This is a genomic window from Mesorhizobium sp. M0522, assembly GCF_040321085.1.
In the GTDB taxonomy this organism is placed as follows: domain Bacteria; phylum Pseudomonadota; class Alphaproteobacteria; order Rhizobiales; family Rhizobiaceae; genus Mesorhizobium.
Map to the genome: position 1 here is coordinate 35,781 of NZ_JAMYQW010000004.1, position 23,593 is coordinate 59,373.

Annotated in this window: 17 protein-coding genes; 9 read left to right on the forward strand and 8 right to left on the reverse strand. The window is 63.5% G+C overall.

The annotated features are described in order from the left end of the window. Positions 1–5: 5 nt before the first annotated feature. Genes NKI58_RS06870 through NKI58_RS06880 form a run of 3 tightly spaced genes read left to right on the forward strand, consistent with a single transcriptional unit; the run spans position 6 to position 3,583 of the window. Entirely contained in the window at positions 6–1,514 is a 1,509-nt protein-coding gene (locus tag NKI58_RS06870; RefSeq protein WP_352703470.1) for a TadA family conjugal transfer-associated ATPase, read from the forward strand. A gap of 29 nt (positions 1,515–1,543) precedes the next feature. Further along, complete coding sequence (locus NKI58_RS06875) at positions 1,544–2,557, forward strand: type II secretion system F family protein (protein ID WP_023676935.1); 1,014 nt, start codon at positions 1,544–1,546, stop codon at positions 2,555–2,557. A 9-nt stretch (positions 2,558–2,566) separates the two neighbouring features. Continuing rightward, entirely contained in the window at positions 2,567–3,583 is a 1,017-nt protein-coding gene (locus NKI58_RS06880) for a type II secretion system F family protein (protein ID WP_023676936.1), read from the forward strand. Positions 3,584–3,699: 116 nt separating this feature from the next. Here NKI58_RS06880 and NKI58_RS06885 read toward each other — a convergent pair whose 3' ends face one another. Next, entirely contained in the window at positions 3,700–4,521 is an 822-nt protein-coding gene (locus tag NKI58_RS06885; RefSeq protein WP_352783423.1) for a tetratricopeptide repeat protein, read from the reverse strand. Between the two features lie 123 nt (positions 4,522–4,644). Between NKI58_RS06885 and NKI58_RS06890 the strand changes: the two genes are divergently transcribed. The 5 genes from NKI58_RS06890 to pdeM all read left to right on the forward strand — a co-directional run bounded on the left by NKI58_RS06890 (position 4,645) and on the right by pdeM (position 10,606). After that, positions 4,645–6,009 carry a leucyl aminopeptidase family protein gene (locus NKI58_RS06890; RefSeq protein WP_352703472.1) on the forward strand — a complete coding sequence of 455 codons (1,365 nt, stop codon included), beginning with the start codon at positions 4,645–4,647 and terminating at the stop codon, positions 6,007–6,009. Positions 6,010–6,078: 69 nt separating this feature from the next. Further along, positions 6,079–6,429 (forward strand): MarR family winged helix-turn-helix transcriptional regulator, encoded by a 351-nt coding sequence (locus tag NKI58_RS06895; RefSeq protein ID WP_023676939.1) that lies wholly within the window; start codon positions 6,079–6,081, stop codon positions 6,427–6,429. Further along, positions 6,392–7,303 carry a C40 family peptidase gene (locus tag NKI58_RS06900; RefSeq protein WP_502896918.1) on the forward strand — a complete coding sequence of 304 codons (912 nt, stop codon included), beginning with the start codon at positions 6,392–6,394 and terminating at the stop codon, positions 7,301–7,303. Before NKI58_RS06895 ends, NKI58_RS06900 begins: the two co-directional genes overlap by 38 nt. Positions 7,304–7,370: 67 nt before the next feature. Further along, positions 7,371–9,893, forward strand: coding sequence for a ligase-associated DNA damage response DEXH box helicase (locus NKI58_RS06905; RefSeq protein ID WP_352784953.1), 2,523 nt, complete (start codon positions 7,371–7,373; stop codon positions 9,891–9,893). After that, the gene (gene pdeM / locus NKI58_RS06910; RefSeq protein WP_352703478.1) at positions 9,890–10,606 is read left to right on the forward strand and encodes a ligase-associated DNA damage response endonuclease PdeM; all 717 of its coding nucleotides are present in this window, start codon (positions 9,890–9,892) and stop codon (positions 10,604–10,606) included. Before NKI58_RS06905 ends, pdeM begins: the two co-directional genes overlap by 4 nt. Before the next feature lie 2 nt (positions 10,607–10,608). Here pdeM and NKI58_RS06915 read toward each other — a convergent pair whose 3' ends face one another. The 3 genes from NKI58_RS06915 to NKI58_RS06925 are packed head-to-tail and all read right to left on the reverse strand — an operon-like array spanning position 10,609 to position 15,217. After that, complete coding sequence (locus NKI58_RS06915) at positions 10,609–11,544, reverse strand: dimethyl sulfoxide reductase anchor subunit family protein (RefSeq protein WP_352703480.1); 936 nt, start codon at positions 11,542–11,544, stop codon at positions 10,609–10,611. 11 nt (positions 11,545–11,555) lie between these two features. Continuing rightward, complete coding sequence (locus NKI58_RS06920) at positions 11,556–12,290, reverse strand: 4Fe-4S dicluster domain-containing protein (protein WP_352703482.1); 735 nt, start codon at positions 12,288–12,290, stop codon at positions 11,556–11,558. Further along, a complete protein-coding gene (locus NKI58_RS06925; protein ID WP_352703484.1) occupies positions 12,287–15,217 on the reverse strand; it encodes a molybdopterin oxidoreductase family protein in 2,931 nt (976 codons plus the stop codon). The genes NKI58_RS06920 and NKI58_RS06925 overlap by 4 nt, the downstream gene beginning before the upstream one ends. Positions 15,218–15,496: 279 nt before the next feature. Here NKI58_RS06925 and NKI58_RS06930 point away from each other — a divergent pair, with 279 nt between their 5' ends. Then, a complete protein-coding gene (locus NKI58_RS06930) occupies positions 15,497–16,399 on the forward strand; it encodes a LysR substrate-binding domain-containing protein (RefSeq protein ID WP_352703486.1) in 903 nt (300 codons plus the stop codon). Positions 16,400–16,404: 5 nt separating this feature from the next. On the opposite strand, the gene NKI58_RS06935 is transcribed toward NKI58_RS06930, so the two are convergent. The 4 genes from NKI58_RS06935 to NKI58_RS06950 all read right to left on the reverse strand — a co-directional run bounded on the left by NKI58_RS06935 (position 16,405) and on the right by NKI58_RS06950 (position 23,536). Continuing rightward, the gene (locus NKI58_RS06935) at positions 16,405–17,661 is read right to left on the reverse strand and encodes an Hsp70 family protein (RefSeq protein WP_352703489.1); all 1,257 of its coding nucleotides are present in this window, start codon (positions 17,659–17,661) and stop codon (positions 16,405–16,407) included. 108 nt (positions 17,662–17,769) lie between these two features. Then, positions 17,770–18,561, reverse strand: a complete 792-nt coding sequence (locus tag NKI58_RS06940) for a TIGR02186 family protein (protein ID WP_352784715.1) — start codon at positions 18,559–18,561, stop codon at positions 17,770–17,772. Further along, a complete protein-coding gene (locus NKI58_RS06945) occupies positions 18,561–19,484 on the reverse strand; it encodes a sulfite exporter TauE/SafE family protein (RefSeq protein WP_023676949.1) in 924 nt (307 codons plus the stop codon). The genes NKI58_RS06940 and NKI58_RS06945 overlap by 1 nt, the downstream gene beginning before the upstream one ends. Positions 19,485–19,675: 191 nt before the next feature. After that, the gene (locus NKI58_RS06950) at positions 19,676–23,536 is read right to left on the reverse strand and encodes a peptidoglycan-binding protein (protein WP_352703491.1); all 3,861 of its coding nucleotides are present in this window, start codon (positions 23,534–23,536) and stop codon (positions 19,676–19,678) included. Between the last annotated feature and the right edge of the window lie 57 nt (positions 23,537–23,593).

A 23,593-nucleotide genomic window follows, 5' to 3' on the forward strand; every position in this document is an offset into this window, starting at 1 on the left:
CGATCATGTTTGGTAAAAGAGGCAGCGACGACGGCAACCGGACCATTCCGGAATTCCGTCAGCCAGCACCCGCACCTGCTGCGCCGGCGGCCGCGAACCCTGTGGAAGCGGCTGTAACTGCCAGGCCGGCGGCGCTGCCGCCATCCGGCGCGCCTGCCGCGCCGGCGGTTCGCCGTGCGGTCGAGCCGCCGCCATTGGCCCCGGAGCCGAAAAATATCCAGCGCCAAAAGAGCGAAACCTACTACGACACCAAAAGCCAGGTCTTCGCCGCACTCATCGATACGATAGATCTGTCGCAGCTCGCCAAACTCGATCCCGAAAGCGCGCGCGAGGAAATCCGCGACATTGTCAACGACATCATCGCGATCAAGAATTTCGCGATGTCCATCGCCGAGCAGGAAGAGCTTCTCGAGGATATCTGCAACGACGTTTTGGGCTACGGGCCGCTGGAGCCACTGCTTGCCCGCGACGATATTGCCGACATCATGGTCAATGGCTCCAAGAACGTCTACATCGAAGTCAACGGCAAGGTCGAGCAGACCGGCATCCGTTTCCGCGACAACCAGCAGCTCCTCAACATCTGCCAGCGTATCGTCAGCCAGGTTGGCCGCCGCGTCGATGAATCAAGCCCGATCTGCGATGCGCGTCTTCCTGATGGCTCCCGTGTCAACGTCATCGCACCGCCCCTGGCTATCGACGGCACCGCACTTACCATCCGCAAGTTCAAGAAGGACAAGCTGACGCTCGACCAGCTGGTCAAGTTCGGCTCGATTTCTCCACAAGGGGCCGAGATTCTCAAGATCATCGGGCGTGTCCGCTGCAATATTGTCATCTCGGGCGGTACCGGCTCAGGCAAGACGACGCTGCTCAATTGCCTGACCAACTATATCGACCGCGAAGAACGCGTCATCACCTGCGAGGACTCAGCTGAGCTGCAATTGCAGCAGCCGCATGTGGTGCGTCTCGAAACCCGTCCGCCTAACCTCGAAGGCGAGGGCGAAGTGACCATGCGCGACCTGGTCAAGAACTGTCTGCGCATGCGCCCCGAACGTATTATCGTCGGCGAAGTGCGCGGACCCGAAGTGTTCGACCTGCTGCAGGCGATGAACACCGGCCATGACGGCTCGATGGGAACGATCCACTCGAACAGCCCGCGCGAATGCCTCAACCGTATAGAGTCGATGATCGCCATGGGCGGCTACACGCTGCCGCAAAAAACCGTGCGCGAAATCGTCGTCGGCTCCGTCGACGTGATCATACAGGCTGCACGCCTGCGCGACGGATCGCGGCGTATCACCCACATCACCGAGGTGATCGGCATGGAAGGCGACGTCATCATCACCCAGGACATCGTTCTCTATAACATCAAGGGCGAGGACGCGAACGGCAGGCTGCTGGGCGAGCACGTGTCGACTGGCATCGGCCGTCCGCATTTCTGGGAGCGCGCCCGCTACTACGGTGAGGAGCAGCGCCTCGCGGTCGCGCTCGAGGCGATGGAGAAACGCGCTGATTGATCCGTCTGGAAGCGTGGGGGCCAGGGTCGATGTTCGGAATTGACGGCACCGTATTGGCATTCGTCGTGCTCGCCGGCTTCAGCGCCGGCGCTGTGGCCTATGCTTTCCTGTTCAACCGGATCAGCACCGAGAAGCAGGTCGGCAAGCGGCTTGAATCGATCAAGACCGCCGAGACGGATCGTTCCGTCGTCAAGGCGTCGCGCGATCGCGTGGCGGAAGCGGCCAAGCGTCGCAAGTCCGTCCAGGATTCGCTGAAGGATCTCGATCAAAAGCAAAAGTCCAATCAGAGCCTGGTCAAGAAACCACCGCTGAAGATCCAAATCCGTCAGGCCGGCATGAAGATCTCGCTTGAGCGCTTCTATGTCTACTCGGCGGTCTGCGGAGTCGTCTTGACGGCTCTTGTCTATTTCATCGGCGCACCGTTGCTGGTCTTGCCGGCTGCGCTGCTGGTCGGCGTCTTGGGTCTGCCCCGCTGGTTCGTCTCGTTTCGCCGCGCGCACCGCGTCAAGGCGTTCCTCAACGAATTTCCGAACGCGCTCGATATCATCGTGCGTGCGGTAAAATCCGGCCTGCCGCTGAACGACGCCGTGCGCCTGATCGCCAACGAATCCCCCGAGCCGGTCAAGACCGAGTTCCGCCGCATAGTCGATTCGCAGCAAATGGGTTTGTCGATCCCCGACGCGGCCATGCGCATGCCAGAAACGATGCCGTGCACCGAGGCGAGCTTCTTCGGCATCGTCATCCAGATCCAGTCTCAGGCCGGCGGCAATCTTTCCGAAGCGCTGGGCAATCTTTCGCGCGTGCTTCGCGACCGCAAGAAAATGAAAGCCAAGGTCCAGGCATTGTCCATGGAAGCCAAGGCATCCGCCGTGATCATCGGCGCGTTGCCTTTCGTCGTCGCCTTTCTCGTCTATTTGACGAGCCCGAACTACATCATGCCCCTCTTCATCACCAGCACCGGCCATCTGATCCTCGGTTGTTCCGGCATCTGGATGTCGATGGGCGTCCTGGTAATGCGCAAGATGATGAATTTCGAAGTCTAGGACTCGCGTATGACCGATCACGTCATCAGAACTCTCACCGACCCGTCCCTGCTGATCGCACTGCTGGTCGGCATCGCGGTGTTTGCGACCGTCTTCACGCTGCTGCCCGCTTTTGGCGGGAACCAGCTCAAGGCGCGCATGAAATCCGTAGCGCTGGAGCGCGATGAGCTGCGCGCCAAGCAGCGCGCGCGGCTGGCAGTCGAAGCCGACCGCCGCCGCAAGGGCCTGCGCGAAGAACAGTCGGTCGGCATGCGCAATATTGTCGATCGCCTGGATCTCAGGCGTGCGCTGGCGGATGAAGGTACCTTGCAGAAATTGAAAGTGGCGGGTTTTCGCGGGCAAAATCCGCTGACGCGCTTCCTTTTCTTCCGTCTCGTCCTGCCCTTCATCGGCTTTGCATTGGCGGCGATGTATCTGTTCGTGCTCGGCGGATTGCCCGAGCAGCCGCTTTTCGTGAAGCTGTTCGTGTGCATCGTGGTAGCCTATGCGGGATTCTACGCGCCGGTGCTCTACGTCAACAACCGCGCTACCAAGCGCAAGCAATCGATTCAGATGGCGTGGCCGGACGCGCTCGACCTGTTGCTGATATGCGTCGAGTCCGGCATGTCGGTGGAAGCGGCGCTTCGCAAGGTCGCCGATGAGATCGGCGCGCAATCGGTGGCATTGGCGGAAGAATTCATCCTGACAAACGCCGAGCTTTCCTATCTGCAGGAGCGCAAGCAGGCCTATGAGAACCTTGCAAGCCGAACTGGCCTGGAATCCGTCAGGTCGGTGTCTCAGGCGTTGGTTCAGGCCGAGCGCTACGGCACGCCCGTGGCGCATGCGTTGCGGGTGCTTGCCAGTGAGAGCCGCGACATGCGCATGAATGCCGCCGAGAAGAAGGCGGCCGCGCTGCCGCCGAAGCTCACCGTGCCGATGATCCTGTTCTTCCTGCCGGTGCTGTTCGCCATCATTCTGGGTCCCGCCGGCATTCAGGTGAGCCAGCGCGGCATCTTTGGCGACCAGCCGAAATCCAGCAGCGAGTAGCGCCAGCGGCGTTGCCAGAAACGCTGATACGATTCAGAGCCACGCTGCCGGTGCAGCGCGGCTCTTTGCGTTAGACATGTTGCGGAATTCGCGCGCCGGTTCGGCGCTCGAAGCGGTCAGTTGGTGGCGGGCTTTGCCTTGTCCTGGTCCTTGAGCTGGCTCCAGGCATTCTGCTGCGCCAGCATCTGGCGAAGGTAAGCGACGTTAGCCTGCGCCTGATCCTGCGACAGCTCTTGCGAGGCGATCTTCTCGGCCTCGTCGAAACGGCCTTGCAGACCGACGACCAGCGCAAGGTTCTGGCGGACGCGGCTATCTGCATTCGACTGCTGGGCGGCTGAGCGCATATAGGTTTCGGCTGTGCGCAAATCACCTTCCAGCACGTACGACATGCCGAGATTGGAAAGGATCGACGGTTCGTTCGGCCTGAGGTCAAGCGCCTTGCGATAGCCTTGGCGCGCCTCGTCCTTCTGGCCGAGCTGGTCCAGAATGGCAGCTTCCGCCGATACCAGTTTCCAGTCAGGATATTCGGGCGTCTGGGCGCGGCGCACGGCATCGAGAGCCGGTTCGAACTGTCCGTTGGCGGCAAGCGCCTTGCCATAGGCGGCGAGCACGTCGCGGTCCTTCGGCAGGGCGATCGCCAGCTTGCGCATCACCGCAAGCGATTGGTCTGCGTCGCCGTCCATCTGCAGCGCCGCGGCATAATTTGTCGCGATCCGCTTGTCGCTGGGGTTTTTCGAATAGGACTGGCCGAGCGCCATCGTAGCGTTGTGCAGTTCGCCCGCCGACATTGTTTCCAGCGGCTTGCCGCTTGGACGAGAAATCGAGCCAGTCGTCAATTTGCTGGTTCCGCAGCCAGCGACGCCTGCGGCAAGCGCCATCATCAACGCCGTGCTGATCAGCCTATTTGCGCTGGCGTTCATCCTGCGGTTGGTCGGCATCGGCACCAGGGCTCCGTTCATGCGCGTGACCATTTGCGAGGTCATCTTTCCTCCCGCAGAAATATTCTGTTAACCCTAACGGAGAGTTAAGAAACGCCGACTCGGAAGCCGGAGGCCAGCGAAATGCCTGTCGAACTCGTCGAGAAAGAATTGAGCAATGCGCTGCCGGTCCATCTGGTGGCGAAGGATGCTCTGGCGGCGGCGGGCCTTGCGCCATCGTCGGTCGCCTGGGCCAAGGCCAACGGCTTTTCCGGCGAGGCCGGCAGGACGCTGATCGTGCCTGGCGACAACGGCGCGATTGCCGAAGCCCTGTTCGGCACCGGTGATGGCGAGGGCGCACTGGCCATCGGCGCACTAGCGAGAGCCTTGCCCGAAGGCGAGTGGCATTTTGCGTCCGCACCGGCCAAGCCGGAGCTTACGGCACTCGCCGTGGCGCTCGGCGGCTATGTCTTCACCCGCTACGGCAAGAAGCCAGGCAAGACGCTTCGCCTCGCGCTGCCGGCAGGCACCGACGCCGCCCGCATCCGCCGCCTCGCCGATGGCATTTTCCTGGCGCGCGATCTGGTTAACACGCCGACCAGCGATATGGGCCCCGGGCAGTTGGAGAAGGCCGCCCGGACCTTGGCCGCGACGCACAAGGCGGAAATATCGGTGACCAAAGGCGACGATCTTCTTACCGCCAACTTTCCGATGATCCACGCCGTCGGTCGGGCTTCTGCCGACGCGCCACGCCTGATCGACATGATTTGGGGGCCGAACAATGCCCCCAAGATAACGCTGGTCGGCAAGGGCGTCTGCTTCGATACAGGCGGTCTCGACATCAAGCCGTCCTCGGGCATGCTTTTGATGAAGAAGGACATGGGCGGCGCTGCCAACGTGCTGGGTCTCGCTTCCATGATCATGGCCACCGGGTTGAAGGTTCGGCTGCGCGTGCTCATCCCGGCTGTCGAGAATTCGATAGCCGGCAACGCCTTCCGGCCAGGCGACGTGCTGGTGAGCCGCAAGGGCATCACCGTCGAAATCGGCAACACCGACGCCGAAGGACGGCTGGTGCTCGCCGATGCCTTGGCCTTGGCCGATGACGAAGAGCCGCAGATGCTGGTCGATATGGCGACGCTGACAGGCGCTGCCCGTGTTGCGCTCGGTCCCGACCTGCCGCCGTTCTACACCGGTGACGAGGCGCTTGCATCCGAGCTGGCGGACGCCTCCGTTGCGGTCGAGGATCCGCTATGGCGCATGCCGTTGTGGAAGCCCTATGACGCCAAGCTGGCGTCGAAGGTGGCCAACATCAACAACGTCACGTCGGACGGTTTCGCCGGCTCGATCACCGCGGCGCTTTTCCTGAAGCGCTTCGTGGAAAAGACCGCCGGCTGGGCGCATGTCGACATCTTCGCCTGGAACCCGTTCGACCGCCCGCACGGCCTTGCCGGTGGCGAAGCGCAAGGCATCCGGGCGCTGGAGCAGGTCATTTCGAACCGCTACGGCTGATTCTCGGGCATAGCCGACGAAGGTATTGACTGAAACGGAACCGAAACAATTTTCCGTCATGCTGGACGGATGTCGATTATCATGCGTCCAAGCCAGGCCTTGCGACTATGGCAACAGGTGGTGTTATCCGAGGTGCGTGACGACGCGCCCGATCTCACCATGCGCCAGACGGCGATCCTGTTCACCATCTATCTCGATCCGCCGCCGCACACGGTGCGGGGGTTAGCCGCCCGCCTCAACGTCACCAAGCCGGTGATCACCCGTGCGCTCGATACGATGGGGGCGCTGAAACTGGTGTCGCGCCACCGCGACGAGCTCGACAAGCGCAACGTGCTGGTCAGGCGCACAGTCGAAGGCGCGCTCTTTGTCGAGCGCTTTGGCGATGTTATCATTGCCAGAGCCCAAGAGTTGCCCATTTAAACGAGTTGCCGATTTGACCGCCAGGGATGCCCGCCTTCATGCCTTCCGCTCCGATCTCGCCGACGCCAGGCTGAGAGGCGAGGTCGCCGCCGACCGTTTCGTCGCCGGCCGGCCGGCTCGCATATCAGCCTCCGTCGCCGACATCCGCAAGGCGCCGCGCCCGGACGCCGGCGTCGATACCCAGCTTCTGTTCGGCGAAGACGTCCTCGTCTTCGAGGACGTTGAGGGCTGGGCCTGGATACAGGCCGAGCGCGACGGCTATGTCGGCTATGTCGCCGACACCGTGCTGGGCGGTCGGGAGCATGCGCCCACACATGTTGTCTCGGTGCCGCGCACTTTCCTCTATCCGGGACCGGATTTGCGGTTCCCGATCAGCGGGCAACTCTCGATGGGATCGGCGGTAACGGTGAAAGGCGCGGCTGAAACACGCCCCACGTACTATGCTCTGCTGCCATCCGGCGAGGCGGTCATATCTGACCATCTCAGGCCTGTCGCCGAGGTTGCCCCCGACTACGTCGCGGTCGCCGAGGCGTTTCTCGGCACGCCCTATCTGTGGGGCGGCGTTTCCGGCTTCGGCATCGATTGTTCCGGTCTCGTGCAACTTGCAATGCACATGGCTGGCAGGCAAGTGCTGCGCGACACCGACATGCAGGCGGCGACCGTCGGTGAACCGCTCGACCCCGGGCCGGATTTTGCCGGGTTGCGGCGCGGCGACCTGGTCTTCTGGAAAGGCCACGTCGCGATCATGACGGATCCGGAGACTATGATCCACGCCAACGGCCACACCATGCTGGTGTCGCGTGAAGGACTGAGGGAGGCGGTCGCCCGTATCGGCTATCTCTATGGCGGACCGACCTGGTTTCGCCGGCCGTAACGCGAATCGATCACCTTTTGTTCTGATTCTGCTTGGCGATTGCGCGCCGCCGCGCTACGTCTGGCGCGTGACAGAGCAGCCGCGCCTTGCCCAACAGAATGCCGCCGTCGTCCTGCCCGAGCCATTTGTCAAATGGTTTGAGGAAAAGGGCTGGTCGCCGCGCGCCCACCAGATCGATTTGCTGGCCAAAGCCCAGGGCGGCCGGTCGGTATTGCTGATCGCCCCGACCGGCGCCGGCAAGACGCTGGCCGGGTTCTTGCCATCGCTGACCGAACTGGCCGGCCGACCGAGGAGAAGGCCGGGGCAGGCGCATCGAGGCATCCACACACTCTACATCTCGCCGCTGAAGGCGCTGGCCGTCGACATCGAGCGCAATCTCGGCAAACCCGTCGAAGAAATCGGGCTGCCGGTCACCGTCGAGACGCGCACCGGCGACACGCCCGCACACAAGCGCCAGCGGCAGAAGCTGGCGCCGCCCGACATTCTCCTGACCACGCCCGAGCAATTGGCGCTGCTGATTGCCGCGCCCGATGCCAGGCGCTTCTTCGAGGACCTGCGCTATGTCGTGCTCGACGAATTGCATTCGCTGGTGACCTCGAAGCGCGGGCATCTCCTGTCGCTCGGGCTGGCCCGGCTGCGCTCGTTTGTGCCCGCCCTGCAGACGATAGGCCTGTCGGCGACGGTCGCCGAGCCTGACGAATTGCGGCGCTGGCTGGTCAGCCAGAATCCACCGGGGCCGATGGCCGAACTGATCGTCGTCACTGGCGGCGCCAAGCCCGACATCTCCATTCTCGATTCGGAGGAGCGCGTGCCGTGGGCGGGACATTCGGCCCGCTACGCAACGCCGGAAATCTACAACGAGATCAAGCGCCACAAGACAACTCTGCTGTTCGTCAACACGCGCAGCCAGGCGGAGTTGCTGTTCCAGGAGTTGTGGCGGGTCAACGAGGAGACCTTGCCGATCGCACTGCATCACGGTTCGCTCGACGTCGCGCAGCGCCGGCGTGTCGAAAAGGCAATGGGCGAGAACGCCCTGCGCGCCATCGTCGCCACGTCGACGCTCGACCTCGGCATCGACTGGGGCGATGTCGACCTGGTCGTCCATGTCGGCGCGCCGAAAGGTGCCAGCCGGCTGGCGCAGCGCATCGGCCGCGCCAACCACCGTATGGACGAGCCGTCTAAGGCGATCCTGATACCGGCCAACCGCTTCGAGGTGCTGGAATGCAGGGCGGCGCTCGACGCCAATTATCTCGGTGCCCAGGATACGCCGCCGCTGATCGATGGCGGGCTCGACGTCCTGGCGCAGCACGTGCTGGGCTGTGCCTGCGGTGCGCCGTTCCATGCCGATGCGCTGTTCGAGGAGGTGCGGACGGCAGCACCCTATGCCGATCTCGATCGCCCGACATTCGATCGCGTCATCGATTTCGTCGCCACTGGCGGCTATGCGCTAAAGAACTACGAGCGTTATGCCCGCATCCGGTTGAACAAGGACGGACTGTGGCGGGTCTCAAATCCTCGCGTCGCCCAGCAATACCGGCTCAACGTCGGAACCATCATCGAAGTGCCGGCGCTCAACGTCCGCTACGTCCAGGCCGGCAGCAGAGGCGCGGCGTCGCGTGGCGGCCGGGTTCTGGGCAAGATCGAGGAGGCGTTCCTCGAAACGCTGACGCATGGCGACACCTTCATGTTCGCCGGCAAGGTGCTGCGCTTCGAAGGTATCCGCGAGAATGAGTGCTTTGTCTCGAATGCACCCGGCAGCGACGCCAAGGTGCCGTATTACGGTGGTGGCAAATTCCCGCTTTCGACGTACCTGGCCGAACAGGTCCGCGCCATGCTGGACGATCCGCAGCGCTGGAAGAAGCTGCCGGAGCAGGTCGCCGACTGGCTACGCTTCCAGGCCGACAAGTCGGTGCTGCCGAAACGCGACGATCTGCTGATCGAGACCTTTCCGCGCGGCAACCGCTACTATCTGGTGGCCTATCCGTTCGAGGGCAGGCTGGCGCACCAGACGCTCGGCATGCTGCTCACCCGCCGCCTCGACAGGGCGGGAGCCAAGCCGCTCGGCTTCGTCGCCACCGACTATGCGCTTGCCATATGGTCGCTGGCCGATATGGGCCATATGTTCAGGGCGAAGAAACCGTCGCTGGCTGCGCTATTCGATCAGGACATGCTGGGCGACGACCTCGAAGCCTGGCTCGCCGGCAGTTGGTTGTTGAAGCGCACCTTTCGCAATTGCGCGCTGATCTCGGGATTGATCGAGAAACGCCACCCGGGGCAGGAGAAGAGCGGCCGCCAGGTAACCGTGTCGACTGACCTGATCTACGACGTGCTGCGCAGCCACGAGCCCGACCATATCCTTTTGCAGGCGACGCGTGCCGATGCCGCGACCGGTCTCTTGGATGTCAGCAGACTTGCCGAGATGCTCTCGCGCGTCCAAGGTCGAATCATGCATAAGAACCTCGAGCAGATATCGCCGCTCGCCGTGCCGATCATGCTCGAGATCGGCAAAATGCCGGTGCACGGCGAGGCCGACGACACGCTGCTGATGGATGCAGCCACGCTGGTCGAGGAGGCCATGGGGACGAAATGACTGTCGCGCTCGCCATGGCTGCGCCTCTGGCGGATGCGGGCGCTGTCCGTATCGCCGGCGAACGCGCGAGCTGCGACCGTCGCGGCGTGCTCTATTTTCCCGAATTCCGGCTTCTGACCGTATCCGACCTGCATCTGGAAAAAGGCTCATCACTGGCGAGGCGCGGCACGCTGGTCCCACCTTACGACACCGGTGCGACGTTGCTCCGGCTGCAGGCGGTGATCGCCGATTATCAGCCTGCGATCGTTATCAGCCTGGGCGACAGTTTTCACGATGGCGGCGGCGCCGCACGTATGCACGCGAGCTTTCGCCAAAGGCTGGAAGGGCTGATGGTCGGGCGCGACTGGTTCTGGGTCGCCGGCAATCATGATCCTGAAGCGCCGGCCGACTTGCCAGGCGAGACCGTGCGCGAGCTGGCCATAGGCTCGCTACTCTTCCGGCACGAGCCTTCGGCGGTGAGAGTGGAAGGCGAGATATCAGGCCACCTGCATCCTTGCGCCCGCATCGTGCAGCAAGGCCGTTCGGTGCGGCGTCGTTGCTTTGCCGGCGATGGCGGCCGCATGATCATGCCGGCTTTCGGCGCCTATACCGGCTCGCTCAACGTGCTCGATCGCGCCTATGCCGGGCTGTTCCGCCGCGAAACGCTGATGGCCTATATGCTTGGCACACAGCGCATTTTCGCGATTTCCCACGCGATGCTCAGGCCGGGCTGAACCTACCTGCCGTAGTACAAAGTGACCGTGTGCTTGGCCTCGGCGAAGAACAGCCAGCGCTCGACCAGCATTCCGGCGAGTTGGGCGATTGGGGCAAGTATCGACAGTGCTGCCGCATAGGGCCACGGCAAGGCGAACGCCGCGACCAGCAGCAACGCGGGCAAAGCAAAGGCCAGCACCTGCGTGATCTGGCGGAGTTTAGCGCTGTGCTTGCGCGCAATGCGAAAACCCATCTCCTTGAGCAGATAGTTTTCCTCGGTATGCGGCCATTCCAGCGACCGCACCGTGCCGCCGGAAAGCCCGGTTGCGGTGTTGGCGTTGGTCGGGATCTCCAGCCTGTCATTGTATCGCCAGGTCGCCAGCTTCAAACCCCAGCCGAGCGCGGTCAGCAACAGGGCAGCCGCCAGAAGCATATTCGAGCCTGCGGCAAATCCCTGCAGCAGGGCGTTGAGCAGTACGCTGCCGGTCATCGCCGAAAAGACCAGGTAGGCGGGCAGGGTGAAGCGGGTGTGCCACTGGGCAATCGGCTTCAACGACGCGTAGATCATGCCGGTGGTGCAGACGGTTGCGACCGCGCCGATGGCAGCGAGCAGCCCGGCGACAGCCGCCCAGCCGCTCGTACGGCCGAGGACCACCCAGCCAATACCGAACAGTCCCGCCGGCACGAAGGTGGCGACCGAGGCAACACCTTCGCGCGACAGCCATGAGCTACGCCATTGCGAGAAGGCACGCCAGGCGCGTTCGGGCCGGCCGAGATGGCCGGCCGACGACAGCAGGCCTGTCGAGATCAGGCCAAGCGCCAGCCCCATGCCGGTGAGGCCAAGCCAGAAATCGGGCGGGATAAAGCCCTGTCCAGCGAGCACGCCAAGCAGCGCGAGCAGGCCGTAACCGGCGCCCGTGGCCGTGGTGAAAAAAACGACAGAGAAGGCTGGATGCATGAAGGCACGGGTCAGTTCGAAAGCATGCGGTCGACCCAGCCGAGGAAGCCGCCTTCGGCCCGCACCGCTTCAAGCGCTGGCGCCGGCACCGATGCGGCGCGGGTGGTGTGGGCACGTGGCGGCAGATATTTGTTGGTTGGCTTATAGCCCATTTCCGGCATCAGATCGACACCGCCGCGCTCGGCCACCAGTTGCGAGATAGCCGATGCCGGATCGCCCAGATCGCCGAAATGCCGCGCGCTGGTCGGGCAAGCAGCGACGCAGGCCGGCACGCGATCTTCTTCCGCCAGATTGTCGTTGTAGATACGGTCGACGCACAGCGTGCATTTCTTCATCACGCCGACATCGCTGTCGAACTCGCGCGCGCCATAGGGGCAGGCCCAGCTGCACAATTTGCAACCGATGCACTTGTCCTCGTCGACCAGCACGATGCCATCCGACGCCCGTTTGTAGGAGGCGCCGGTCGGACAGACCGTGACGCACGCCGGCGTCTCGCAGTGCAGGCAGGAGCGTGGGAAATTGACCGTGCGCCCACCCATCTCGGTCATGTGCTCATAACTGTGCACGCGGTTGAACCAGACGCCGTCGACATTGCCGCCATAGGGGTCGATGTCGGTTAGCGGCGCCATATGGCCGCCGGTGTTCCATTCCTTGCAGGCGGTGACGCAGGCCTGGCAGCCGACGCAGGTGTCGAGGTCAATGACCAGGCCGAGCTTCTTGTCGGTATGGGCGGGAAGGCAGGTCATTCGGCGGCTTCTCTTTTCATGCGGAACTCGGCGCCGAAACTGAGTTTGTCGGGCGAGGGCTCAGAGTCCGGCAGCTGGCGGAACCGCTCGAACTGCGGTTCGGTGAAGCCGGCTTCCTCGGGCGCGCATTTGACGATGCGCACGCGCAGGTCGAACCATGCCGCCTGGCCGGTGACAGGATCGGAATTCGAATAGTGTTTGCCATTCGCATCGGCAGAGGTCTGGTCGCCGATGATGTGGTTGAGTAGAAAGCCGCGATTGGATTCGGCCGCATTATCCTTCAGCCCCCAGCTGCCGCGACGCTTGCCGATCGCATTCCAGGTCCACACCGTATTGGCGTTGACGCCGTCGACCAGCTTGATCTGTCCTTTGACCTTGCCGTTGATGCTCTCGATCCACACCCAGTCGTCATCGACAAGCCCGAGGCTGGCGGCGGTCCGATTGTGCACGAACAGCCGGTTCTGGCTGGTGATCTGCCTTAGCCACGCATTCTGCGCGCCCCAGGAATGGTACATGTGCATCGGCCGCTGCGTCAGCGCGTGGAGCGGATAGGCTTGGCTATCGACCGCAGCCTCTTCGAAGGGCGCGTACCAGAACGGCAGCGGATCCATATAGGTCTCGATACGGCTGCGCTCCGCCTCCGGCGGCAGCACCCCGCCATGGCCGCGCGCCGCAAGGCGAAAGCGCTGCATCGGCTCCGAATAGAGTTGGAAGACGATCGGCTCGGCCTTCGGCATGAAGCCCATGCTCTCAGCGAATTCGAGATACGAGCGGTTGGCCATCTTGTAGTAGCGCTGATCGGCGGCGAAATCCTGGTGCCAGAAGCCGCCATTGTCGATGTAGCGCTGCAACTGGTCGGGATTGACCTCGCCCTTGCCGATCGAGGCCCCGTCCTTGCCGCGCCAGCCGGCGAGCGGACCGACACCTGGCGTGCGCTCGTGATTGACGATGTAGTCGGCATAATCGCGGTACTTGGCGGAACCATCGTCATCGACGAAGCCGGGCAGGCTTAGCCGCGCGCCGAGTTCGATCAGCACCGTCTGGAACGCCCTGACGTCGCGATCCGGCTCGACAACGGGATGGCGGATAGCGTCGCCCGGCCCGTCGGCATGGCTGATCGGCCGGTCGAGCAGACTGATACAGTCATGACGCTCGAGATAGGTCGTGTCCGGCAGCACCAGATCGGCAAAAGGTACGGTCTCGGAATAATAAGCGTCGGAATAGATGATGAACGGGATCTTGTACTCGTCCGACGCATCGATATCGGTCAGCATCGCCATCGTCTCGACGGTGTTCATCGACGAGTTCCAGGCCATGTTGGACATGTACATGAACAGCGTGTCGATCTTGTAGGGATCGCCGGCCCAGGCGTTACGAATGACCGTGTGCATGAGTCCGTGTGCGGCCAGCGGCGCATCCCAGGAGTAGGCCTTGTCGATACGGATCGGTTTGCCGCCTCCGTCGATCAGCAGGTCTTCCGGCCCGCAGACGAAGCCGAGCGGCATGCCTTCGAGTGGTGTCATCGGCTTCACATTCTTGCCGGCGGGCTTTGGACCCGGCGGCGCGGACCGCGGATAGGGAGGCTTGAAGCGGAAGCCGCCCGGCACGTCCACCGTGCCGAGAAGCACCTGAAGCAGATGAATGGCCCGGCAAGAGTGAAAACCGTTCGAATGGGCCGAGATGCCGCGCATCGCATGCATCGACACCGGGCGGCCCTTGATGGTCTCGTGCCGGCGGCCAGCCCAGTCCGTCCAGGCCACCGGCAATTCGATTTGCTGTTCGAAGGCGACATGGGCGAGTTCTGCGGCAATGCGTCGGATGGTGTCGGCGGAGATGCCGCACCGGTCAGCCACGGCGTCCGGTGAATAGCTCTCGTCCAGATAGCGGTCGGCGACGAGTTGGAAGACCGGCACGCAGCGGCGGCCGTCGACGAGAAAGCTGCCGGTCAATGCGGGCTTCGCGTCGGCATCGCTGGCATTGACAGGCATCTTCGCCACCCTGTCCCAAGCCAGCGGATTGCCGTCGCCATTGCGCATGAACAGCCCGTCATCGACAGTTCCAGGCTCCTGAACGACTAGGATGTGGGCATTGGTGTAGCGCAAGAGGTACTCGAGATCGATGCGGCCAGCCTTCAGCAATTCATGGATGAGGGCGAACACGAACAGGCCGTCGGTGCCGGGCCGGATGCCGATCCAGTCGTCGGCAATTGCATTATAGCCGGTGCGGCAGGGATTGATTGAAACCACCTTGGCGCCGCGCGCTTTGAGCTTGCCGAGGCCGATCTTGATCGGATTGGAATCATGGTCTTCGGCAACCCCGAACAGCATAAAATACTTGGTGTTGTCCCAGTCGGGCTCGCCGAACTCCCAGAACGAGCCGCCAATCGTGTAGAGGCCGCCGGCTGCCATGTTCACCGAGCAGAAACCGCCATGGGCCGCGAAGTTCGGCGTGCCGAACTGGCTCGCCCACCAGCCGGTCAGCGATTGCGACTGGTCGCGCCCGGTGAAGAAGGCAAGTTTCTTCGGATCGGTTCGGCGGATGTTCGAAAGCCGTTCTGTCGCGATCGACAAGGCCTCCTCCCACTCGATTTCGCGGAACTCACCCGAGCCGCGCGGGCCGGTGCGCAGTAGCGGCTTCTTTAGCCGGGCCGGGCTGTAATGCTGCATGATGCCGGCGCTGCCCTTGCCGCACAGCACACCGCGGTTGACCGGGTGATCCTTGTTGCCGTTGATGTAGCGGACCTTGCCGTCCTTGATATGGACGTCGATGCCGCAGCGGCAGGCGCACATATAGCAAGTCGTCTTGGCGACGCTGTCGGAGACATCGGGCGACGTATCGACGCCGTCGCCTTCAGCGGGCGCGCGCGTATCGGCAAGCGGCCGTTGTGATGGTGCCGAATTGGCTCCGCGCAGCAGGTTGTTGGTCATGATCCGGTGATGCTCTTGCGCTCCGCGAACTTGGCTCTCGTCTTCGGGCCGGGGCCGCGCATGTAATGCTCTTCCGGCCGATAGCGTTCACCCAAGAGCCGCCGCCGCAGGCTGCGGGTCCAGTGCGCAAACACGGATTTGAACCGCCCCACCAATTCTACCCTCGACTGCTCTGGCGCGACTTTTTTCCAATTTCGGGTCAAAATTTAGAACAAAGCGACCGATCCGTCTAACAACTTGCTCTTGTAATTCCAATCGGATTTGCTTCTTAGTGTCGGAATGACCCTGGACCAGTTGCGGATCTTCGTCGCCGTCGCCGAACGGGCGCACATGACCAAAGCGGCCGAGTTGCTGGGCATCTCACAGTCGGCCGCGTCGGCCGCCATCCGCTCGCTCGAACAGCAGCACGGCGTCCAGTTGTTCAACCGAGTGGGCCGCAATATCGAGCTCGCCGAGACCGGACGCCGATTCTTGCCCGAGGCCAAGGCGGTCCTCGAGCGGACTGCGGCCGCCCACAATGTGCTGGAGCATGTCGCGCAGACGATATCAGGCAGTCTCTCGATCGCTGCCAGCCAGACCATCGCCAGTTATTGGCTGCCGCGCCGGCTCGCCTCTTTCCACGAAGCCTATCCTGCCGTCAGGCTGAGCGTGAGCATTGGCAACACCAGGCAGGTCGAGACCAATGTACTTGATGGCGCAGCCGATTTTGGCCTGGTCGAGGGGCGCACCGAATCCGACATTTTGCGCCGTGCCAAGGTCGATATCGATCGCATGATGCTGGTCGTGGCGCGCTCGCACCCTGAGATCGCAGAAGTTTCGCCTGGACATCCCGACCTTGGCGGGCTTCGCTGGATCATTCGCGAAGGCGGGTCGGGCACGCGCGAGGCGCTGGAGGACCTTGCCCGACGCGACGGGATTTCGTTCGCGGACCTGCAGATATTCCTGGTATTGCCGAGCAATGAGGCTATTCGCCAGGCGGTCGAGGCCGGCGCCGGCGCCAGCATCATTTCGGAACTCGTCGTCGCGCGCGCAGTCGCCGAAGGCAGTCTGCGTTCCGTGCCGATCGATCTGCCGAAGCGCGAATTTGCCATGATCACGCATCGCGACCGGCAGCCAAGCCTGGCCCAGATGGCGCTCAAGGCGCATCTCGGCGGCAAAGCTGAGATATCCGCGCCGCCTTAAGCCGATCAGCCGAACTTCCGCTGCGCGTCGAGCGCCAGCCCAAGCCCGACCGAGCCGAACACATCGCCTTCGATTACCGACGCCTGCGGCACCAGCGCCAGGATCTGCTGCCTGGCCAGCGGGATCGCGGTCGATCCGCCGGTCAAGAACACCGCGGTGATATCCGAGGCCTTCACCTGTGCGTCGCGGACGGTTTGCTCGACGGTAGCTGCAACGCGCTCAATATCCCTGGCTATGGTGGCTTCGAGACTCTTGCGCGTGATTTCTGCCGTGAACCTCACCTCCGGCAGCGCGACCTTGACATCGGCCGACGATCGGTCCGTCAGCTCGATCTTGGCCTTTTCGACCAGCGCCGCCAGCGCGTGGCCGTAACGATGCTCGACGATGTGGATGAAGCGGTCGACCAGGTCTGCGCGCTCTGCCTCGTAGCGGATCTGGCGCAGATGCGTCATCGCCCTTGCGGTATAGACCAGGTTGATGCGCTGCCACGTCGCCAGGTCGATGAAGTAGCTCGCCGGCAGATTACGTTTGCCATCCTTGGTCGGTGAGAGATGGCCGAGCTGCGGCATCACATGGGCGATGCTCAACAGCCGGTCGAAGTCGGTGCCGCCGATATGGATGCCGCGGCTGGCCAGGATGTCGTCCTTGCGGTCAAGCGAGCGGGCGCGCTCAGGCGAGACCCGCACGATCGAGAAGTCGGACGTGCCGCCGCCCATGTCGACGATCAATGCCAGTTCCTCGCGCGTCACCTTTTGTTCGTAGTCGAGTGCCGCGGCAATCGGTTCGAACTGGAAGGCGATGTGCTTGAAGCCGTGGGCACGAGCGGCATTTTCGAGTTCGTGCTCCGCCTTGGCGTCGGCCTCGGCATCGTCGTCGACGAACTGCACGGGCCGTCCCAGCACGACGCTGTCGACCGCGTCATGGGCTTCTTCTTCCAGCTTCTTTTTCAGATGGCCGACGAACAGGCCGACAATCTCCATGAAGCCGATCGAGCGCGCCTTGATGCGCGTCTTTTCGTGGGCGAGCGAGCTGCCGAGCACGCTCTTCAACGAGCGCATCAGGCGGCCTTCGATACTGTCCGTATAGTTGGCAAGGGCGCGTCGCCCGAAATAGGTGCGGTTGTCCTCGAAATTGAAGAATACCGCACTGGGCAGCGTGACCTGGCCGTCTTCCAACGCCACCAGCCGCGGCTGCCCGTTCCTGACCACGCTCACGGTGGAATTCGAAGTGCCGAAGTCAATACCGGCAAATGCTGGTCGCATCGTGCGTTCCTGTAGTTCTGATTTGGGGAGCAGCAGCTCGTATCCGGTCGGGCCGGGGGTCGCGGTCTAACCCATACCCTCGGAAAGGGAAACCACTTTTACGAGAGTTCAGTCTTTCCTGAACACCAGTCTTCCGAGCCAGCCGGTCAGCATGGCCAGCGATACGGCAAAGACACCGTAGAGGAAGGAATAGTCGTGCGCGACGCGGAAGATCGACTGTTCGAAACCGGACTTGCGGATTTCGAGCTGGGCGGAGCTTTCCTTGATGAACAGGCCGCTCTTGAACAGGAACGCGCGGGCCTTATGGGTGCCGACCGGAACGTTTGGGGCGAGCCTGACGGTGGCGCGGAACAGGTTCTGCGACAGGAACTGCACACCGCCGACATTCTCGCTGTAGAGGCCGGTCGCCGCCTTGCGTTCGCGCAGCGCGGCCGTGAACTCCTCGATTGTCGCCGGGCTGTCCTCCGCGTCGGCCGGCTGCAAATAGAGGTTGGAGGCGCCAAGCGACAGCTGCTTGTAGCTGTTCGGATCGGTGACGTCCTGCAGCGGCCGCGTCGTCGCCACCGAATAGGAGACAGGTACGTTTTTGAAGGTCTCCGATTCCAGATTGACCCAGACGCCGAGCACCCGGTCCTTGCGGCGCACGACGACCGGCCGAGCCGGGCCTTCCAGCACGACGATCACGTCGTAGCGCCCTTGCCGCGCGACAAGCGGATCGGCATTTTCCAGTGAGCCGAAAATGGTCAGGTCGGCGCCGGAAAAGCCGGCGGTAATCGAGACATTGTCGGTGGAAAGGCCGATCTGGATGTTTTCGGTTAGTGGCGCCTGCGCCTTCGCCGGTGGCGCAGCAGCCAGCAGCGACAAAAAGGCGGCGGCCGCGAGCGTCCTTAGGCCGGCCATCAGCTCAGGCCCACGCCGGACAGAGAATAGAGATTGGGCGGCGTGACGAAAAGATCGATGGCAAGCCGGATGGCTACCGCCAGCACGAGCAGCGCCAGCAGCGCCCTGAGTTGCTCGCCCCGCAGCCTCTGACCAGCCTTGGCGCCATATTGCGCGCCGGCGACGCCGCCTGCCATCAACAGGAAGGCGAGCATGACGTCGACCGTCTGGTTGGTGGTGGCGTGGACCAGCGTGGTGTAAGCCGAGGTGAAGATGATCTGGAACAGCGAGGTGCCGATGACGACGTTGGTCGGCACTTTCAAAAGGTAGATCAGGGCCGGCACCATGATGAAGCCGCCGCCGACGCCCATGATCGAGGACAGGAAGCCAATCGCCGCGCCCAGCCCAAGCACCGGAATGACGCTGACGAAGAGCTTCGAGGCCCTGAAGCGCATCTTCAGCGGCAGGCGGTGGATCCAATTATGCTGGCCGGATTTTTTCAACACCGGTGCGGCGCCGCTGCGAGTGGCGCGCAGCGCATTGACGCTCTCGACCAGCATCAGTCCGCCGACGGTGCCGAGCAGCACGACGTAGAGCAGCGAGATGAACAGGTCGAGCTGGCCGAGCCGGCGCAGGAGCGCAAAGACATAGATACCACCGGTCGAGCCGACGATGCCGCCGGCTAAAAGCACGCCGCCGAGCTTGAAGTCGAGCGTGCCGCGCTTCATGTGCGACAGGGCGCCGGAGAAGGAGGAAGCGATGACCTGGTTGGCGCCGGTGGCGACCGCGATTGCCGGCGGTATGTTGTAGAAGATCAGCAGCGGCGTAATGAGAAAGCCGCCGCCCACGCCGAACATGCCCGACAGGAAACCCACCGCCGCACCCATGGCCAGCAGCACGAAGATGTTGACGGAAATTTCCGCGATCGGGAGATAGATGCCCACCCGTCAGTCTCGATCAGTTTGCCTCCTGGCGAATGCAACCGTTGCGGGCATTTTGCGTCAGCAGGCTATCTCGTTCTTGCGCCGGCCGGGCCGTGAAGTCAAACTTCGCCGCACCGCCGAAACAAAAAACAACTCAATCAGTTAACAGGCAAATCTGTGGCAAGGACGTCGCGGAAACGACGCATCCGCCGTTATTTACGCGCAAGCAGCGCCTTGACCAGCTTTTCGTCGATCGCGCCGGTTGCCTTCATATCGTTGTCGGCCTGGAAGGCCATTATCGCGTTCTTGGTTTTCTGGCCCATCATGCCGTCGGGATTGCCGGCCTCATAGCCGTTCTTGTTGAGAATTCGCTGGATGTTCTGGACCGCTTTCTTCATGTCGATGCCGGCGGTCGTCTGCGGTGTGCCGTCCTGCCACGATTCAGGAACGTCGGCCGAATTGGCGGCTGGATCGAGCGGCTTGGCCTTCCACAGTTCAGCCGCGGCCCGCGCACGCTCCAGCTGCTCGGGCCTCAGCGCCTTGGCGATCTCGTCGCGCTTGGCCGCCGCATCCTTGTCGCCGGTCTTGGCGACGAGTGCGAACCATTTGTAGCTCTCCTCGAGGTTCTGCTTCATGCCGACGCCCTTCGCCGCGAGGATGCCGAGATTGAACTGGCTATCCTTGACACCGAGATCCGCCGCCGCCTGGAACCAGCGCGCTGCCGATTCATTGTCGGTCACGCCATCCGCCGCCATCGCAAACAGCACGGCAAGATTGTGCATCGCGCTGGCATTGCCCTGCGCTGCGGCAAGCTGGTACCAGGTTTTCGCTTTCTTGATGTCGCGTGCGACGCCGATGCCCTTCTCGTAGAAATTGCCGATGCGGTATTCTGCCGGTGCGAAACCGAGTTCGGCAGCTTTTTCATACCATTTGGCCGCCGCCGCCATGTCTTCTTTGACGCCGCGAGACTCGGCGTAGCGCGAGCCGATCTCGAACAGCGCCTTGGCGTCGCCGCCGGCCGCTGCATCGCGCAGGGCGGCCGGACCGGCATCGGCCGGAACGTCGATCTTGGCAACGCCTGCCGCGGCAGCATCCGCCGACGGCACCGTGCCGGTCGTGTCCTGCGTCGCAGCGGTGGCTATAGCAGGCGCGGCAGCCATTGGCTCGGCGTCGCTGGCCGTCGCCGCTGCCGGCGCGGGCACTGCGGCCGCAGTGTCTTGCGCCGCCAGGTCAGCGGGCGCCGCGGAAGCCGAGGGCGCCGTCGATGTCTCGGCTGCCGGTGTAGCGGGGCCGGTTTGCGCCGCCGTGTCGTCCTTGGTCATCGATGCGGATGGCTCTGCCTGCCTGACCGTGGGCGACGGCGCGCTCTCCTGTGTTGTCGTCTGCGCGTCCGCCTTCGGCTCGCTGGCAACGCTGGCAAAAGCGGTTTCCGCCGGCTGTACGGCCACGGCCGGTGCCGCCTCATTGTCGGTGACTTCGACCGGGTCGGAGAAGAAGGCTTTGCCCAGTTGCAGGCCGGCAAGCGCCAGCATGATGGCGATTGCCCCCATCAGGATCGGCTTGCGCCGCGCCTTGAGCAGGTCGCCGATCCTGAGTGCCTTGACCGGGCCTTTCATCGTCGACTGGCGCTTGAGGGCGTCCGCCTCGGCGGCCGCCGCTTGCGCAGCCCGTCTGGCTGCCGCGATGAAGTCCGATTTCGCCGCCTCAGCGCCGCCTTCCCGGGTCGGCTGCCCGCGCTCGTCGCGCACGCGCTTCATGATGGCGCTGAGGTCGGGTGCGCCGGAGCCGGGTTCCAGTGGTCGGTTGGCGAGCTTGGGGTCGAGGGGCTCGTCGAGATCGACGCTGGGTATCTCGGCGCTCTGCGCCGAGCCTGCAAGCGGCGGCATCTCGGCGTCCTTCTTGCCCTTCAAGGCGCGCGCCAGCCCGCCTAACATCGATTTCCTGCCGCCGCCTTGCTCGGTTTTTTCACGCGTCGTGTCTGAACCGAGAGCCGCCAGGGCTGCTGCGGCGGCGGCCTCGGCTGGCGTACGCGGACCTGGCTCGTCGCGCACGAGCGCCGCGGCGCGGCCGTCGAGATCGGCCATGCTGCCCGTCAACGGCAGCGGCTGGTCGAGGTCCATCGACGGTGCGTCCTGCACCGAGATCTTGGATGGCCGGCCGAAACGCTTGCTCAACTCCGCGCTTGCCGGTTCACCCGTCTCCAATGAACCAAGCCTGTCAACGATCTTGAGCAGCGTATCGTGGATAGCCTCGAACGTTCTCGAATTGCGCTCGTCCGAACGGCGCGTCAGTGCCTCGAGCGTCTTCAGGTCCTGGGCGAGGCCGGTAACGGCCGCCGTGTTGGCGCTTGATCCGGCCAGTGAGCGGACGGCGCTCTCAGCCGCCTCGCGCGCCGCGCCGAGGACGGAATCGCGGGTTCCGGCCAGCGACTTCTCGATTTCGTTGAGACGCGGGCTGATGTCGTCGAATTCCGGCAGCGGCGTGCCGGGCTTGGAAAGATGCGCCGTCAGGCCGGCGACCTGCGCTTCAAGGCTGCGGATCAACGCCGGGTCGATGCTGGCGACCTGTGCCGCGGACGAATCCAGCCGGCTTGAGATGTCTTCGAGCCGGCTCTCCAGGCCACGGATCGCCGCCTCGTTGGCGGGATCTGGAACGCGCGTCTCAATCCGCTTGGCCAGCGCGGTGAAGCGGGCGTCGATGGCATCCATGATGCCAGCGCTATCGACCTGCGGCATGCGCTGGTCCAGCCTGTCGGCGACCTCGTCCAACCGGCGCTCAAGGTCGCGAAACAGCATGTTGCCTTGTTCGATTGCGTCGCCCTGGCGACGTTCCATCATGCTGGACAGCACGTCGAAGCGCTGCTCGAGCCCCTGGAAGATGTAGTCGGCGTCGGGCATGGCAGGTGCGTGGTCGATCTTGTCGGCAATAAGCGCGACTTGCCTGGCAAGGCGCTCCATCGCCTGTTCCGGCAGATTGGCTCGGCCGGCCAGTTCATCCACGCGGCTCGACAATGTGTTGAGACGGTCAATGACCTCCCGACCCGGACGATCCTGCGACACTTCTTCGATTTGCTGGGCCAGTGAATCGATCCGCTTCTCGATGCGTTCGAAGGGCTCGGGGTCGAACGAATTGGCTTGCGCGGCAACCGTCGAGGCGACGATCGCGCGGGAAATCTCGTCGAGCCGCTCGTCGATCTGACTGAATGTGTCGCCGCCGCGATTGTCCTGCTGGCGGGCGAAATGGTCGACCGCTCCGGCAAGCGTGCGGACCTTTTCCTCGAGCGAGCGCAGCGACAGCGATTCCGGCAAATTGCTGACGGCATTGCTGATCTGTTCGAGCCGCTCCGTCAGCGCCGACAGGCCGGGTGCATCGGAACGCTTGCGCTGATCGGCCTCGACGCGATCCTCGAAAGCGTTCCAGCGGCGGTCGAAATCGTCCCAGCGGCGTCCGACCGCCTGCACGCTCTCCTCGCGCGCCAGCGTTTCGAGCGCGGCTTTGACCTGCTCAAGCTCGAGCCGCAGCATATTGACGCTTCTGTCGTCGCTTTTTTCGGCCAGTGTCTGGATGGCGCCGGAAAGCCGCTCGAATTCGACGCTGAGTTCGGCGCTGCCTTTGCCGCCGCCATTTGACTGGAAGGCTCGCTCAATATTCTTGCGCAGTACCTCGAACTCGCGTTGCAGGCCGGAGGTCATCTGCTGGCGCAACTCTTCGCGCAGGCCGCGCAATTCCCCGGCGATCTTGCCGGCTAGGGCGACGCCGTCCTCCTGGCCGCGCACCCGGTCGATATCGCGGGCGATCGCCTGGTAATTCTGGTCGAAAGCCGCTGCTGGACCTTTCGGCCGCTGCGCGCGTGGATCCTCATACCGGCGCTGCTGGCCATAGGGTTGGGCGCTGGGATAGCGTGGTTCTGCCGCTGGTCGGCGCGGATCGGGGTGGCTTGCCGTCTCCTCGCGCGTCCGCTCCAGCCGCTGCTCCAGAGTTTCCAGGGAGCGGTTGAGCTCTTCAAGCGTCGTGTGCGGCCGGCGTTGCCTGCCGGCGTTGAGTGTATCGAGGTAGGACCGCTTGCTGTTCATCAATGCGCCCGTTTCAGAATTGCTGGCTTTCACGAGGTTCCCAAAGTCCTGCCGGGA